We start from the raw sequence: 13921 nt of genomic DNA on the forward strand, positions 1-13921 counted from the left end.
TCGGTCCCCCCGCTGGGCAGTCGGTCAGTCGGACGTGACAGGAAAGCTGTGGAACTGGACGCGCAGCCGCTCGCTGCCGTCGTCGCCGTCGGCGCTCTCGCGCTCCCGGAAGCCCTCGATGAGCGCGTGCACCTGCGTGGACAGCTCCTGCGCCTGCTCGGGCGTCAGCCGCAGGGTGAACCGGCTGGCGTCCCAGGCGCGCTGCCACTCCTCGGGCCACTCGTGCATGGTGCTCAGCCAGGTCGTCAACTGCTCGGCGCTGCTGGTGGCGTGCTCGAACAGGAAGGTGGTGATCGCGCCGCGGACCGCGGGGTCCGGGTGCCGGACGAACTCCTCGATGCTGTCGAAGCGGTTGCCCCGGTGCACCGCCTTCCACCACCGCTCGCGCGCGGTGCCGCGCTCCGGCACGTCCTCGACGAACCCGTAGGCCGCGAGCTGCCGCAGGTGGTAGCTGGTGGCCCCGCTGGACTCGCCGAGCCGGTCGGCGAGTTGGGAGGCGGTGGCCGCTCCGTGGTCGCGCAGCGCGGCCAGCAGCCGCATCCGCAGCGGGTGCGCGAGGCCGCGCAGCGAGTGGGCGTCGAGGGTCACCATGTCCTCGGGGGACAGCGGTCCCGCCGGGACTCCGGCGGCGCGCGGCGTCGAGCCGTCATTCGTCATGCCGATCAGCGTACAAACGCAAAGAACCCTTTGCAACGGTCTTTGCAAAGCTCTTTGCACTGATGCCGCAAGGACCCCGCACTAACCCTGCGGCCTCACTCCGCCCGGGTGTCGCGGGCGGCCTGCTCCACCAGCGGGATGATCCGCAGCGGCACCGGGTTCTCCATCACGATCGCGGTGGCCGCGCGGACGATGCCCTCGAAGCCCACCACCCGGTCGATCACCCGCTGGAGATCGGCGTTGGACCGGGCGACCAGCCGGCACAGCATGTCGCCCTCTCCGGTGGTGGTGTGCAGCTCCAGCACCTCGGGCACCGTCGTCAGGTGGGCGCGCACCTCGGGGCCCTGGCCCTGCTTGATCTCCAAGGTGGCGAAGGCCGTCACCGGGTAGCCGAGGGCCGCCGGATCGACCTGCGGGCCGAAGCCGCGGATCACCCCGCCCGCCAGCAGCCGGTCCAGCCGCGCCTGTACGGTGCCGCGCGCCACCCCCAGCCGCCGGGACGCCTCCAGGACACCGATCCGCGGCTCCCGTGCGAGCAGCGTGATCAGCCGGCCGTCCAGCGCGTCGATCGCCATCCGGGGCCCCTTCCATAGTCATGATGCACAGATTGACCCGTCGATCGTGGCTTCGGCTGAGCAGTATGTCCAGCCGAAACGGGAACTGTTGCGCACTCTGAGAGGCGGAGAGACGCTTTTGTCATGACTGAGACCCAGGACGCAGCCACGGAGAACACCCCCGCCACGGCCACCAAGGACGCCTTCCCGGTGAAGGGCATGGACGCCGTCGTCTTCGCCGTCGGCAACGCCAAGCAGGCCGCGCACTACTACTCGACCGCCTTCGGCATGCGCCGCGTCGCGTACGCCGGGCCGGAGAACGGCAGCCGCGAGACCGCCTCCTACGTGCTGGAGTCGGGCGGCGCCCGCTTCGTCTTCACCTCCGTCATCAAGGCCGCCACCGAGCACGGCCGCTTCCTCGACGCCCATGTCGCGGCGCACGGCGACGGCGTCGTCGACCTCGCCATCGAGGTCCCGGACGCGCGGGCCGCCTACGAGTACGCCCTCGCGCACGGCGCCACCGGCCTCACCGAGCCGTACGAACTCAAGGACGAGCACGGCACCGTGGTGCTCGCCACCATCGCCACCTACGGCGAGACCCGGCACACCCTGGTCGACCGCTCCGGCTACGACGGCCCCTACCTGCCCGGCTACGACGCCGTCGGCCCGGTCGTCGAGCCGCCCGCGAAGCGGTTCTTCCAGGCCATCGACCACTGCGTCGGCAACGTCGAACTCGGCAAGATGAACGAGTGGGTGGCCTTCTACAACCGCGTCATGGGCTTCACCAACATGAAGGAGTTCGTCGGCGACGACATCGCCACCGAGTACTCGGCGCTGATGTCCAAGGTCGTCGCGGACGGCTCCCGCAAGGTCAAGTTCCCGCTCAACGAGCCCGCGATCGCCAAGAAGAAGTCCCAGATCGACGAGTACCTGGAGTTCTACGGCGGCCCCGGCGTCCAGCACATCGCGCTGGCCACCAACGACATCGTCGCCACCGTGCGCGCGATGCGGGCCGCGGGCGTGGAGTTCCTCGACACCCCCGACTCGTACTACGACACCCTCGGCGACTGGGCGGGCGAGACGCGGGTGCCCGTCGACACCCTGCGCGAGCTGAAGATCCTCGTCGACCGCGACGAGGACGGCTACCTGCTGCAGATCTTCACCAAGCCGGTGCAGGACCGGCCCACCGTCTTCTTCGAGATGATCGAGCGGCACGGCTCGATGGGCTTCGGCAAGGGCAACTTCAAGGCGCTCTTCGAGGCGATCGAGCGCGAGCAGGAGCGCCGCGGCAACCTGTAGCCCACAGGTACCGGGAAGTGCCAGGGTGGGCGTATGGACGACGATGTCATCACGCTGCTGAACTCCGGCCTCCCGGCCGACGCCGTACTGACCGACCCGGACGTGGTCGCGTCCTACGCCCACGACATGGCCAGCTTCTCGGCCGCCGGTGTGCCGGTGGCCGTGGTGCTGCCGCGCACCGTCGAGCAGGTGCAGCACGTGATGCGTACCGCGACCGCGCTCCGGGTGCCGGTGGTGCCGCAGGGCGCCCGCACCGGGCTGTCCGGCGGCGCCAACGCGGTCACCGGATGCATCGTGCTGTCGCTGGCGAGGATGGACCGGATCCTCGAGATCGACCCGGTCGACCGGATCGCGGTCGTCGAACCCGGCGTCGTCAACGCGGTGCTCTCCCGTGCCGTCGGCGAGGTCGGCCTGTACTACCCGCCGGACCCGTCGAGCTGGGAGCAGTGCACCATCGGCGGCAACATCGGCACCGGCGCGGGTGGCCTGTGCTGTGTGAAGTACGGCGTCACGGCCGAGTACGTGCTCGGCCTCGACGTGGTGCTCGCCGACGGGCGGCTGCTGACCACCGGGCGCAGGACCGCCAAGGGCGTCGCCGGATACGACCTCACCCGGCTGTTCGTCGGCTCCGAGGGCACCCTCGGGGTGGTGGTGCGGGCGGTGGTCGCGCTGCGGCCCGCGCCGCCCGTCCAGCTCGCCCTGGTCGCGGAGTTCCCCTCCGCGGCGGCCGCCTGCCGGGCGGTCTGCTCGATCATGGAGAGCGGCCATGTGCCGTCACTGCTGGAGCTGATGGACGGCACCACGATCCGGGCGGTCAACGCGATGGCCAACATGGGGCTGCCGGAGTCCACCGAGGCGCTGCTGCTGGCCGCGTTCGACACCGCGGACCCGGCCGCCGACCTGGCCGCGCTCGGCGCGCTGTGCAGCGCCGCGGGCGCCACCGAGGTGGTCCCCGCCGAGGATGCCGCCGAGTCCGAACTGCTGCTTCAGGCCCGCAGGTTGTCGCTCACCGCGCTGGAGACGCTGTCCACCGCCACGATGATCGACGACGTGTGCGTACCGCGGGGCAAGCTCGGCGCGATGCTCGACGGGGTGGCGGAGATCGCGGAGAAGTTCGACCTGACGATCGGGGTGTGCGCGCACGCCGGGGACGGCAACACCCACCCCGTGGTGTGCTTCGACGCCCAGGACGCCGACGAGTCGCGGCGGGCCAGGGAGTCCTTCGACGAGATCATGGCGCTGGGGCTGGCGCTCGGCGGCACCATCACCGGGGAGCACGGCGTGGGCCTGCTCAAGAAGGACTGGCTCGCCCGGGAACTCGGGCCGACGGGCGTGGAGTTGCAGCGAGGGGTGAAGGCGGTCTTCGACCCGCTCGGCCTGCTGAACCCGGGCAAGCTCTTCTGATCACCGGCGGGCCGGGTCACACCCCCGCGTCCGGCGTCTCGTCCTGCCCCGACCACGGATCGCTCAGCCACAGCTCGTCCCGGGTGGTCGGGGCCAGCAGCCGGCTCAGCCCGTCGTCCATGCCGAGCTGGTCGTACTCCGTCCCCGGCGGCACCACCCGCAGGGTGCGCTCCAGCCAGGCCGCGACCGGCGAGGAGGGCGCCTCCAGCAGCGCGTTGCCGTCGGGGGAGCTGAGGGCGAGGCAGATCACGCTGCGGCCGTTGACCTTCGTCGGCCAGATCCGCACATCGCCCTGCCCGCAGGGCCTGAACACCCCCTCCACGATCAGCTCGCGGGCGAAGGTCCAGTTCACAGGGGCGTCGGAGCCGATGTGAAAGGTGATGTGCACGGCGAAGGGATCGTCCGCGCGATAGGCCAGCCTGGCAGGCACGCCGATGCTCCGCTCCGGCGAGAGCACCAGTTGCATCTCCAGTTCGCGTTCCACCACGGTGTGCATCGAGTCGGTGTCCTTTCCTCGGCGCGGTGGCCCGTGCGTCGCGGTCGTCGCGTGGCGCGCGATGGCAGCGGCGTCGCGCGGCGGGTGCCGCACGGGGCCTGCACCTGGAGAGAGCGCGTATCACACCAACCATTACGCGTGTTCCGTGGATTTGGTTCAGAATTCCAGAACCTTGGGCGTGAAGGGGCGCGTGGGGGTAAAGACGAGTACGTGCGAGTGGTGTGCGGCTCGGCGGTCACGCCGGGTCCCCACGTCTGATAGATGTGGACTTCGTACGTCGTGTACACCCCCCGGCCGAGCAGATACGGAACCTGTGAACCATGAGCGCACCTACTTCTGGCTCCTCCGGTTCTTCGTCGTCGGCTTCCCCCGTGCCGGGCTACTACCCTGACCCGTCCATCCCGAACTACATCAGGTACTGGAACGGTTCGGCGTGGGTTCCGGGGACGAGCCGGCCCGCGCCGCTCGCCGGGGAGACGCTGAACGCGCCGCCCGGGGTGTCGCTCCCGGCCCAGGCACCCGCCCAGGCACCCGCCCCGACTCCCGCGCCCCCGCCCGCTCCTGAGCCGGTGCGGCAGCCCGCGGTGGACGAGTCGGGACCGATGTACCTGGACGAGGACCCGCGGGCGCCCCTGGCGGAGTACGGTCCGCAGAGCCCGGCGGCCCCGAGCCCTTCGCCTGCCCCTGCTCCCGCTCCTGCCCCCGCTCCTGCCTGGCCGCGGCCCGCGGTGTCGGGACCCGGCGCCGAGCAGCAGCGCATCTCGTGGGGCGCGCCGGGTGGCGTGCCCGCGCAGGCGGGTCCGCAGGAGGTACCGGTACAGCAGACACCGCAGCCGCAGCCGCAGTCGCAGCCGCCGCAGCAGGCGGCCCCGCACGCCCGGCCCGCGCCCGTGCCGCAGCCGCAGCAGCCGCAGGCACCCCAGCCGCAACCCCAGCCTCAGCCCGCCGCTCAGGCTTCGGCGCCGGCGCCCTGGGCGCAGCAGGTGCGTGAGCTGGCCGGGGAGGAGCGGGAGGTGGCGCCGTGGCGGCCGCCGGTCGCGGACCCGTTCCTGGCGATGACGCCGTCGCAGGAGCGGCCGGGCGGGCTGACCCGGCGGTTCGCGGCCCGGGTGGTCGACACCGTGCTCTTCGCGGCGGTCACCGGCGCCGCTGCCGTACCGCTGGGTACCTCCGCGTACCACCACGTCCAGGACAAGGTCGACGAGGCGAAGCTGACCGGCGAGACGGTCAGGGTGTGGCTGATCGACGGCACCACGGGCGCCGAGCTGGGCGCGGTGCTCGCGGTGGCGGTGCTGGCGGGCCTGCTGTTCGAGGTGCTGCCGACCGCGAAGTGGGGGCGCACGCTCGGCAAGAAGCTGGTCGGCCTGAAGGTGCTGGACATCGAGTCGCAGGTGCCGCCCGGCTTCGGCGCGAGCCTGCGCCGCTGGCTGACGCACGCGGTGCTGAACGCGCTCGTGGTCGGTGTCGCCGGGCTCGCCTGGTGTCTGTTCGACCGGCCCTGGCGGCAGTGCTGGCACGACAAGGCCGCCCGTACGTTCGTCGCGGGCGTCTGAGACCCGGGCCGGTCCCGTACTCCGAACGGATGCCGCCGCGGGCGGGGACGCGATGTCCGGGTTTGACTCGGACCATGAGTACCGATCAGCCGCCGCCCGGCTCGCCCGACGACCCGTTCGCCAAGCCGCCCCCCGGCGGCCCCTACGGCGGCGGTCCGTACGGCGCGCCGCCCCCCGGCGGTCCCGGCGGTCAGGAGGGCCCCCGCGGCCCGTATGACGCCCCGCCACCCGGCGGTCCCGGCGACCCGTACGGCGGCGGTGGCGGTCCTTACGGCGGTGGGCCCCCTGGCGACCCGTACGGCGGCGAGCCCGACCCGCTGGCCGGGATGCCGCCGCTGGCCGAGTCGGGCAAGCGGGTACTGGCGCGGATCATCGACCTGGTGATCGTGTTCATCCCGGCGGCGCTGATCGACTGGGGCTCCGGCGGCACCGACGACTTCGGCAGCAGCAGGTCGGCCATCGGCAGTGTGGCCTTCGCGGTGATCGGCTTCTTCTACGAGTGGCTCATGACGCAGTCGACCGGTCAGACGGTCGGCAAGAAGGCGATGAAGCTGCGGGCCGCGATGCTCGACAACGGCAGTGTGCCCAGCTCCTCGGCGTCGGCCGTGCGCGCCCTGGTGCTGTGGCTGCCCGCGTTCTGCTGCACGTGCGTGTGGTTCGGCATCATCGGGATCACCGTGCTGTTCGACAAGCCGTACAAGCAGGGTCTGCACGAGAAGGCGGCCAAGACGGTGGTGGTCCAGGCGGTCTGACGCCCCGACGGCCGCGGCCTCCCGCGGCCGGGCACACGACAGGGCGGCCACGGGATCGTGACCGCCCTGTGAGCCGGGGGACTCAGCGTCGCAGCGCCCCTTCGCCGACCCGGGACTCGGGGGCGCCGCTGGTCACGCGCGAACGCGGGACCGGCACCTGGGAGACCGGGGAGACGGGTATCGCGGAAGTCGCCCGCGCGGAACGGCCGCGGGCGGTGGCGGGCATGGTGACGGTCACCGCGACGAGCAGGCCGAGTATCAGCCCGGCGGCGGCGAGAGCGGCGACGCCTATGCCGGAGCGAACGTCCGACAGCAGCAGCATCGCGAAGGTGGACAGCACCACGGTCAGGGAACCGTAGGCGAGTTGCGCGGTCGTAGGACGAGGCATTGGGGGATCCGTCCTCGGTAGCGGACAGCGGACAGCGGGCACGAACGCAGGAACGGTCTCAACTCTACGAATCGGCATGCCCGGGTCCCACACCTGGTAAGCGTGACCTAACTCATGGTGCGATGCACGAGGGGGCGCACGGGGTCGCAGGCGGGTCAGACGTCTCAACCACCGGACAGGGCCGCCGGGTTGAGTGTCCGCTGAGCGGATTCGGGGGACCGGCTAACGTACTTGCGTGCCATGCTCAAGTCAAGATCTGTTTTTTCTTCCGCCACTTCGATGCAATGGCCTTTCCCAAGGGGAGGTCAAAGAATCTTGAAGACTCAGCGGAGGATCACCCAACCCGCCGCCCTGGCCCTCGCGATAGCCGTGCTGGGCGTGCCCGCGGCCACCGCCGCGGGCGCGTACGCGGCGGCTCCGGAGACCGCGTCGGCGAGTACGGCGGCCACGCACGACCCGGCGAGCAACCCGACCGTGCACGACCTGCCGGGCCCGTTCAGCAAGCAGCAGGCGGCGGAGCGCTCGGCGGCGCTGCAGCAGGTCGTCTCCGGCGACGCGACCGTGGAGCAGCGCGGTGCGTCCAAGGTCGTCCAACTCGGCTCCGGCAAGGGCAAGAAGAGCAAGTACGTCGAGCTGGGCCGGGAGAAGACCGACAAGATCTTCACCATCCTCGCCGAGTTCGGCGACACGGTGGACAACTCCACCATGTACGACCCGGACGGCCCCGACGGCCCCAAGCCTCCGGTGGTCAAGTACGGCGGCCAGCCCGGCCCGGCGCACAACACCATCGCCCAGCCGGACCGCGCCACCAACAACAGCACCGCCTGGCAGGCCGACTACAACCAGGCGCACTTCCAGGACCTGTACTTCTCGCACGACAGCAAGAAGCAGTCGCTGGCGAAGTACTACGAGGCGCAGTCCTCCGGCCGCTACTCCGTCGACGGCGAGGTCGCCGACTGGGTCAAGGTCCCGTACAACGAGGCCCGTTACGGCTCCAACTGGTGCGGCTCCACCATCTGCTCCAGCGCCTGGGACCTGATCCGCGACGCCACGAACGCCTATGTCGCCGACCAGAAGGCGCAGGGCCGCACCACCGCCCAGATCAAGGCGGACCTGGCGCAGTACGACCAGTGGGACCGCAACGACTACGACCACGACGGCAACTTCAACGAGCCCGACGGGTACATCGACCACTTCCAGATCGTGCACGCGGGCGAGGACGAGTCCGCGGGCGGCGGCGCGCAGGCCACCGACGCGCTGTGGGCGCACCGCTGGTACGCCTACGGCAGCAACGTCGGGAAGACCGGCCCCGAGGGCGACAAGGCGGGCGGCACCGAGATCGGTGACACCGGCATCTGGGTCGGCGACTACACCCTCCAGCCGGAGAACGGCGGACTCGGCGTCTTCGCCCACGAGTACGGCCACGACCTGGGCCTGCCCGACGAGTACGACACCACGTACGCCGGCGAGTCCAACGTCAACTTCTGGTCGCTGATGTCGTCGGGCTCCTGGCTGGGCACCGGCAAGAACGCGATCGGCGACCGGCCCGGCGACATGAGCGCCTGGGACAAGCTGCAGCTCGGCTGGCTCAACTACGGCAAGGCCAAGGCGGCCACGCGCTCGACCACCAAGCTGGGGGTCGCGGAGTACAACACCAAGAACAAGCAGGCGCTCGTCGTCCAGCTCCCCGACAAGGCGGTCACCACCACCATCACCACGCCCGCCGAGGGCAGCAAGCAGTGGTGGAGCGGCAGCGGCGACAACCTCGCCAACACCATGACCCGCTCGGTCGACCTCACCGGCGCCACCTCGGCCGCGCTGACCCTCAAGGGCTGGTGGGACATCGAGGAGAACTACGACTTCCTCTACACCGAGGTCTCCGCGGACGGCGGCGCCACCTGGACCGCCATCGACGGCACGGCCAACGGCAAGTCCATCCCGCGTGACGGCAGCGACGCCCCGGCACTGACCGGCACCAGCGGCGCGTACGAGGACCTGTCCTTCCCGCTGAACGCCTACGCGGGCAAGAAGATCCAGCTCCGCTTCCGCTACCTGACCGACGGCGGCGTGGCGCAGAAGGGCTTCGCGGCCGACGCGATCACGGTCACCGCGGACGGCAAGGCGGTCGTCACCGACGGCGCCGAGACCGACGACAACGGCTGGACCGCCACGGGCTTCTCGCGGATCGGGGCGTCGTTCACCAACGACTACCCGGAGTTCTACATCGCCGAGAACCGGCAGTACGTCAGCTACGACACCACGCTGAAGGTCGGCCCGTACAACTTCGGCTTCCTCAACAGCAAGCCGAACTGGGTCGAGCACTTCCCGTACCAGAACGGTCTGCTGGTCTGGCTGTGGGACACCTCGCAGCAGGACAACAACGTGGGCATCCACCCCGGCGCGGGCCAGATCCTGGCGGTCGACGCGCACGCCAAGCCGGAGAAGTGGTCGGACGGCACCCTGATGCGCAACCGCATCCAGGGCTACGACTCGACCTTCAGCTGGTACCCGACCGACGGCCTCACCCTGCACGCCAACGGTGTCGCCACGAAGATCAAGCCGAAGCTCGGCACGCCGGTCTTCGACGACCACTTCGGTACCTACTGGTACGACACCAACCCGACCGGCGGGGTGAAGGTGCCCGACACCAACACCCGGCTGCTGATCACGTCGGAGGCGCTGGACGGCAGCACCATGACCGTCCAGGTCGGGCCCGCCCACCGGTGACCGACCTGCCCGGATCCTCGGGCACCCTGTTTGACCTGCGGTAACCTCGCGTTCGGCCGTCGCCCTCTGGTGGGCGGCGGCCGAACGGCTGATGATGTGACCATGGCCGTCGGCGGATTCATCAAGCTCCCCAGCGGTACGGTCGTGGTCGCTCTGGGCCTGCCGCACCCGTCCTGGCCGGACCGCACCGTACGGGTCGTCGTGCACGCCCTGAACCGGCAGCGCGCGCTGACCCGGCTCAAGAACCTCGGCTTCCGCGGTGCCCGGCTGTCCGGCAACGCCGAGCCGCCCACCCCGGACGAGATCACCGCGGTGCTGCACCACCCGGACGGCCTGATCTGGCGCGAGTACGACGCGACCGGCGGCGCCGAGCTGTGGCACCCCATCTCGGCCCTCAACCGGGCCGTGGGCTGATCCGTCGGGCCCCCGGGCCGCCGCTCAGGCCCCGACGACCGGCTTCCCGGTCAGTTCCACGCCCGCGCCGCGCATCTGCGCCAGCGCCCGGTCGGTGGTCGCCGCGGCCACCCCGGCGGTCAGGTCGAGCAGCACCCGCGTGGTGAAGCCGTCGCGCACCGCGTCCAGCGCGGTCGCCCGTACGCAGTGGTCGGTGGCGATCCCCACCACGTCTACCTCGCTCACCCCGCGTGCCCGCAGCCAGTCCGCCAGCGTCGAGCCGTTCTCGTCCAGGCCTTCGAAGCCGCTGTACGCGGCGGTGTACGCGCCCTTGTCGAACACCGCGTCGACCGCCCCCGAGGCGACCGCCGGGGCGAAGTTCGGGTGGAACCCGGCCCCCTCCGTCCCCGCCACGCAGTGCACCGGCCACGAGTCCACGTAGTCGGGCCGCTCCGAGAAGTGCGCCCCCGGGTCGATGTGGTGGTCCCTCGTCGCCACCACATGCCGGTAGCACCCGGCGGACTCCCCGATCAGATCGGTGATCGCCGCCGCCACATCACCCCCACCGGCCACCGCGAGGCTGCCTCCCTCGCAGAAGTCGTTCTGCACATCGACGACGATCAGTGCGCGATGCATGGTGCCCTTCCGGCGGATCCAGTGAACATACGTGTACGTACGATCCTCCTGCCCGCCCCAGGGCGGAAGAGGTCGAGCCCCGAAGGGGCGCGGGGAAGCGCGCTGCGCTTGCGGTGGACCAGGCACCGTAGTGCCCCGAAGGGGCGCGGGGAACTGCGCGCTCAGCCCCCACCGACCGGTGGTCCGAAGACAACGCGTCTGCCCCATTGGGGCCGGTGGTGACCTGCAGGAGCGCGACGGCTGGTCGCGCAGTTCCCCGCGCCCCTACGGGGCTAGACCACTTCCGTCGGGAGGACCGGCTCTCCGCGGGAGAGTTGGGTGGCGGAGAGGGGGAGGTTGGCGCGGGCGGTGAGGTGACGGGTGCGGGCGGTGTCGAGGGGTTCGCGGGCGAGGACGTGGCCGGCGCGGACGAGGGGGACCAGGAGCTGGTGGGGGGCGAGGTCGGCGGGGATCGGCCCGGTGCCGACGACCTCGGCCGCGGCGACGCCGTCCTCGTCGGGCCGCCGGGCGGCCCACTTCCGGCCGCCCACACTCGTCTTCCCGCCCAGCGACTTCTTGGCCACGGAGACGAGCGGCGCGTCCGCGGCGTCGGACGCCGCGCGGGCGACCAGCTTGTAGACCATCGAGCACGTGGGGTGCCCGCTGCCGGTGACCAGCGAGGTGCCGACCCCGTACGCGTCGACCGGCGCCGCGGCCATCGACGCGATCGCGTACTCGTCCAGGTCGGAGGTGACGACGATCTTGGTGTCCTTGGCGCCGAGGTCGTCCAGCTGCTGCCGCACCCGGTGGGCGAGGAGCAGGAGGTCGCCGGAGTCGATCCGGACCGCGCCCAGCTCGGGCCCCGCCACCTCGACGGCGGTCCGTACCGCGGTGGCGAGGTCGTAGGTGTCGACCAGCAGCGTGGTGTCCCGGCCCAGCGACTCCACCTGGGCGGTGAACGCGTCCCGCTCGGTGTCGTGCAGCAGGGTGAATGCGTGCGCGCTGGTGCCGATGGTGGGGATGCCGTAGCGGAAGCCGGCGGCGAGGTTGGAGGAGGAGCGGAATCCGCCGAGGTAGGCGGCGCGCGAGGCGGCCACCGCGGCCAGCTCGTGGGTGCGCCGGGCGCCCATCTCCATCAGCGGGCGGTCACCGGCGGCCACCGCCATCCGGGAGGCCGCGGCGGCGATCGCCGAGTCGTGGTTGAGGATCGACAGGACGACCGTCTCCAGCACCACCGCCTCGGCGAAGCTGCCCTCGACCCGCAGGATCGGCGAGCCGGGGAAGTACACCTCGCCCTCCGGGTAGCCCCAGATGTCGCCGGTGAAGCGGTAGTCCGCCAGCCAGTCGAGGGTGGGGCCGTCCACCACCCGTTCGCGCCGCAGGAACTCCAGGACGGGCTCGTCGAAGCGGAAGTTCTCCACCGCGTCCAGGACGCGGCCGGTGCCCGCCACCACCCCGTAGCGGCGGCCCTCCGGCAGCCTGCGGGTGAACGCCTCGAAGACCGAGCGGCGGTGCGCGGCGCCGCTCTTCAACGCCGCCTGCAGCATCGTCAGTTCGTACCGGTCGGTGAACAGCGCGGTGGACGGCACGTCCACCGGCAGTCCCAGCTCTGCTGTGCTCATGCTGAGGATGCTACCCCCAATACTCGTCAGAGTGACGATTTCTCTGCGCTCATTTGTGCACCACTCCGGCGCCCATTTGTGCGAGGCACCACAGGAGCGGCAGCATGGAACCTGTGAGTGTCGCGCCCGTAGAGATCGAACGCACCGAATCGAGCGAAGCCCCCTTCGCGGTCCCCGCACCGGACGTTCCGTGGGTGACCCTCGTGCACAACGACCCCGTCAACCTCATGAGCTACGTGACGTACGTCTTCCAGACCTACTTCGGGTACTCGAAGGGCAAGGCCACCAAGCTGATGAAGGATGTCCACCACAAGGGCCGCGCCGTGGTGTCCAGCGGCACCCGCGAGGAGATGGAGCGCGACGTGCAGGCGATGCACGGCTACGGCCTCTGGGCGACCCTCTCGCAGGACCGCTGATGGGCCGCCGCACCCGCTCCGGCTACTTCGAGTCGGTCCCCGGCGGTGGCGCCGCCGTCGCCCTCGACGAGGTCGAGGTCTCCATCCTGCGCAGCCTCGCCGTCCAGCTGCTGGAACTCGTCGGGCCCGGTGACCAGCCCGCCGACGCCCAGGACGCGGACCCGCTGGCGTCGCTGTTCACCGAGGGCCCCAGCAAGCCGCCGGAGGACCCCGCGCTGGCCCGGCTGTTCCCCGACGCGTACGACCAGACCGCAGACGCCGCCGAGTTCCGCCGCTTCACCGAGAACGACCTGCGGGCCCGCAAGCGCGACGACGCCCTCGCGATGGTCCGCGGACTCGACGCGGGCGGCTCGGTGGTCGAGCTGACCCCCGACGACGCCCGGCAGTGGCTCGGCGCCCTCAACGATCTGCGGCTGACCATCGGCACCCGGCTGGAGGTCACCGAGGACGAGACCAGCGAGCTGTACCGGCTGCCGGACGACGACGAGCGCAAACCGCTGGTCATGGCCTATCTGTGGCTCGGCGGCCTCCAGGAGTCGCTGGTCGAGGCACTGATGAAGTGACCTGACACCCACCGGACCGCGGGGCCCCTGTTACTTTTCCCGCATGCTCACCATCACCCAGGACCTGTACGACGCGATCGTCGCCCATGCCCGGGCCGACCACCCCGACGAGGCGTGCGGGATCGTCGCGGGCCCGGAGGGCGGCGACCGCCCCGAGCGGTTCATCCCGATGCTGAACGCCGCCCGGTCGCCCACCTTCTACGAGTTCGACTCCGCCGACCTGCTCAAGCTCTACCGCGAGATGGACGACCGCGACGAGGTCCCGGTGATCGTCTACCACTCGCACACCGCCACCGAGGCGTACCCGTCCCGTACCGACATCGCGTACGCCAACGAGCCGGGCGCGCACTACGTGCTGGTCTCCACCGCGGAGGAGTTCCAGTTCCGCTCGTTCCGCATCGTGGACGGTGTGGTCACCGAGGAACCCGTACAAGTCGTGCCTTCCGGCGCATGACGTCCCGCATCGTGGAACAGCGGGCTCG

At 71.0% G+C, this 13921-nt stretch carries 15 protein-coding genes; 9 read left to right on the top strand and 6 right to left on the bottom strand.

Annotation, left to right across the window (positions count from 1 at the left end):
- Positions 1-24: 24 nt before the first annotated feature.
- Both AB0M29_RS26640 and AB0M29_RS26645 read right to left on the bottom strand, forming a co-directional pair.
- On the bottom strand, positions 25-657 hold the full coding sequence (locus tag AB0M29_RS26640) for a helix-turn-helix domain-containing protein (protein WP_365386872.1): 633 nt from the start codon (positions 655-657) through the stop codon (positions 25-27).
- Positions 658-752: 95 nt separating this feature from the next.
- On the bottom strand, positions 753-1232 hold the full coding sequence (locus AB0M29_RS26645; RefSeq protein ID WP_365386874.1) for an Lrp/AsnC family transcriptional regulator: 480 nt from the start codon (positions 1230-1232) through the stop codon (positions 753-755).
- A 123-nt stretch (positions 1233-1355) separates the two neighbouring features.
- Between AB0M29_RS26645 and hppD the strand changes: the two genes are divergently transcribed.
- Both hppD and AB0M29_RS26655 read left to right on the top strand, forming a co-directional pair.
- The gene (hppD, locus tag AB0M29_RS26650) at positions 1356-2510 is read left to right on the top strand and encodes a 4-hydroxyphenylpyruvate dioxygenase (RefSeq protein WP_365386876.1); all 1155 of its coding nucleotides are present in this window, start codon (positions 1356-1358) and stop codon (positions 2508-2510) included.
- A 33-nt stretch (positions 2511-2543) separates the two neighbouring features.
- On the top strand, positions 2544-3914 hold the full coding sequence (locus tag AB0M29_RS26655) for an FAD-linked oxidase C-terminal domain-containing protein (RefSeq protein WP_365386878.1): 1371 nt from the start codon (positions 2544-2546) through the stop codon (positions 3912-3914).
- Positions 3915-3930: 16 nt separating this feature from the next.
- On the opposite strand, the gene AB0M29_RS26660 is transcribed toward AB0M29_RS26655, so the two are convergent.
- Positions 3931-4410, bottom strand: a complete 480-nt coding sequence (locus AB0M29_RS26660) for an SsgA family sporulation/cell division regulator (protein WP_365386879.1) — start codon at positions 4408-4410, stop codon at positions 3931-3933.
- Between the two features lie 320 nt (positions 4411-4730).
- Here AB0M29_RS26660 and AB0M29_RS26665 point away from each other — a divergent pair, with 320 nt between their 5' ends.
- Complete coding sequence (locus AB0M29_RS26665) at positions 4731-5963, top strand: RDD family protein (RefSeq protein ID WP_365386882.1); 1233 nt, start codon at positions 4731-4733, stop codon at positions 5961-5963.
- A 74-nt stretch (positions 5964-6037) separates the two neighbouring features.
- Positions 6038-6715 carry an RDD family protein gene (locus tag AB0M29_RS26670; RefSeq protein ID WP_365386884.1) on the top strand — a complete coding sequence of 226 codons (678 nt, stop codon included), beginning with the start codon at positions 6038-6040 and terminating at the stop codon, positions 6713-6715.
- 82 nt (positions 6716-6797) lie between these two features.
- Here the strand turns inward: AB0M29_RS26670 and AB0M29_RS26675 are convergent, their stop codons facing one another.
- On the bottom strand, positions 6798-7103 hold the full coding sequence (locus tag AB0M29_RS26675) for a hypothetical protein (RefSeq protein ID WP_365386887.1): 306 nt from the start codon (positions 7101-7103) through the stop codon (positions 6798-6800).
- 315 nt (positions 7104-7418) lie between these two features.
- Here AB0M29_RS26675 and AB0M29_RS26680 point away from each other — a divergent pair, with 315 nt between their 5' ends.
- Both AB0M29_RS26680 and AB0M29_RS26685 read left to right on the top strand, forming a co-directional pair.
- Complete coding sequence (locus AB0M29_RS26680; protein ID WP_365386889.1) at positions 7419-9830, top strand: immune inhibitor A domain-containing protein; 2412 nt, start codon at positions 7419-7421, stop codon at positions 9828-9830.
- Between the two features lie 102 nt (positions 9831-9932).
- The gene (locus tag AB0M29_RS26685; RefSeq protein WP_365386891.1) at positions 9933-10244 is read left to right on the top strand and encodes a hypothetical protein; all 312 of its coding nucleotides are present in this window, start codon (positions 9933-9935) and stop codon (positions 10242-10244) included.
- A 24-nt stretch (positions 10245-10268) separates the two neighbouring features.
- Here AB0M29_RS26685 and AB0M29_RS26690 read toward each other — a convergent pair whose 3' ends face one another.
- Together AB0M29_RS26690 and AB0M29_RS26695 are read right to left on the bottom strand one after the other, a co-directional pair.
- Positions 10269-10859 carry an isochorismatase family protein gene (locus AB0M29_RS26690; protein WP_365386893.1) on the bottom strand — a complete coding sequence of 197 codons (591 nt, stop codon included), beginning with the start codon at positions 10857-10859 and terminating at the stop codon, positions 10269-10271.
- Positions 10860-11131: 272 nt separating this feature from the next.
- Positions 11132-12460, bottom strand: coding sequence for a nicotinate phosphoribosyltransferase (locus AB0M29_RS26695; protein WP_365386895.1), 1329 nt, complete (start codon positions 12458-12460; stop codon positions 11132-11134).
- A gap of 104 nt (positions 12461-12564) precedes the next feature.
- Here AB0M29_RS26695 and clpS point away from each other — a divergent pair, with 104 nt between their 5' ends.
- From clpS to AB0M29_RS26710, 3 genes are read left to right on the top strand one after another with little or no spacing between them, the layout of a single operon-like run.
- Entirely contained in the window at positions 12565-12876 is a 312-nt protein-coding gene (clpS, locus tag AB0M29_RS26700) for an ATP-dependent Clp protease adapter ClpS (RefSeq protein ID WP_365386898.1), read from the top strand.
- Positions 12876-13439: a DUF2017 domain-containing protein gene (locus tag AB0M29_RS26705; RefSeq protein ID WP_365386899.1), complete on the top strand. Its 564-nt coding sequence runs from the start codon at positions 12876-12878 to the stop codon at positions 13437-13439. Before clpS ends, AB0M29_RS26705 begins: the two co-directional genes overlap by 1 nt.
- A gap of 43 nt (positions 13440-13482) precedes the next feature.
- The gene (locus tag AB0M29_RS26710) at positions 13483-13893 is read left to right on the top strand and encodes a M67 family metallopeptidase (protein ID WP_365386902.1); all 411 of its coding nucleotides are present in this window, start codon (positions 13483-13485) and stop codon (positions 13891-13893) included.
- The last annotated feature ends 28 nt before the right edge of the window (positions 13894-13921 follow it).

The sequence above is a fragment of the Streptomyces sp. NPDC051976 genome (assembly GCF_040680795.1).
In the GTDB taxonomy this organism is placed as follows: Bacteria; Actinomycetota; Actinomycetes; order Streptomycetales; family Streptomycetaceae; genus Actinacidiphila.

What these genes read in the sequence shown, in the direction of transcription:
- AB0M29_RS26645 (WP_365386874.1), bottom strand. Translation starts at nt 1,232, where the DNA reads ATGGCGATCGACGCGCTGGACGGCCGGCTGATCACGCTGCTCGCACGG.
- AB0M29_RS26665 (WP_365386882.1), top strand. Translation starts at nt 4,731, where the DNA reads ATGAGCGCACCTACTTCTGGCTCCTCCGGTTCTTCGTCGTCGGCTTCC.
- AB0M29_RS26675 (WP_365386887.1), bottom strand. Translation starts at nt 7,103, where the DNA reads ATGCCTCGTCCTACGACCGCGCAACTCGCCTACGGTTCCCTGACCGTG.
- AB0M29_RS26640 (WP_365386872.1), bottom strand. Translation starts at nt 657, where the DNA reads ATGACGAATGACGGCTCGACGCCGCGCGCCGCCGGAGTCCCGGCGGGA.
- AB0M29_RS26670 (WP_365386884.1), top strand. Translation starts at nt 6,038, where the DNA reads ATGAGTACCGATCAGCCGCCGCCCGGCTCGCCCGACGACCCGTTCGCC.
- AB0M29_RS26660 (WP_365386879.1), bottom strand. Translation starts at nt 4,410, where the DNA reads ATGCACACCGTGGTGGAACGCGAACTGGAGATGCAACTGGTGCTCTCG.
- AB0M29_RS26655 (WP_365386878.1), top strand. Translation starts at nt 2,544, where the DNA reads ATGGACGACGATGTCATCACGCTGCTGAACTCCGGCCTCCCGGCCGAC.
- AB0M29_RS26695 (WP_365386895.1), bottom strand. Translation starts at nt 12,460, where the DNA reads ATGAGCACAGCAGAGCTGGGACTGCCGGTGGACGTGCCGTCCACCGCG.
- hppD (WP_365386876.1), top strand. Translation starts at nt 1,356, where the DNA reads ATGACTGAGACCCAGGACGCAGCCACGGAGAACACCCCCGCCACGGCC.
- AB0M29_RS26705 (WP_365386899.1), top strand. Translation starts at nt 12,876, where the DNA reads ATGGGCCGCCGCACCCGCTCCGGCTACTTCGAGTCGGTCCCCGGCGGT.
- AB0M29_RS26690 (WP_365386893.1), bottom strand. Translation starts at nt 10,859, where the DNA reads ATGCATCGCGCACTGATCGTCGTCGATGTGCAGAACGACTTCTGCGAG.
- clpS (WP_365386898.1), top strand. Translation starts at nt 12,565, where the DNA reads ATGGAACCTGTGAGTGTCGCGCCCGTAGAGATCGAACGCACCGAATCG.
- AB0M29_RS26710 (WP_365386902.1), top strand. Translation starts at nt 13,483, where the DNA reads ATGCTCACCATCACCCAGGACCTGTACGACGCGATCGTCGCCCATGCC.
- AB0M29_RS26685 (WP_365386891.1), top strand. Translation starts at nt 9,933, where the DNA reads ATGGCCGTCGGCGGATTCATCAAGCTCCCCAGCGGTACGGTCGTGGTC.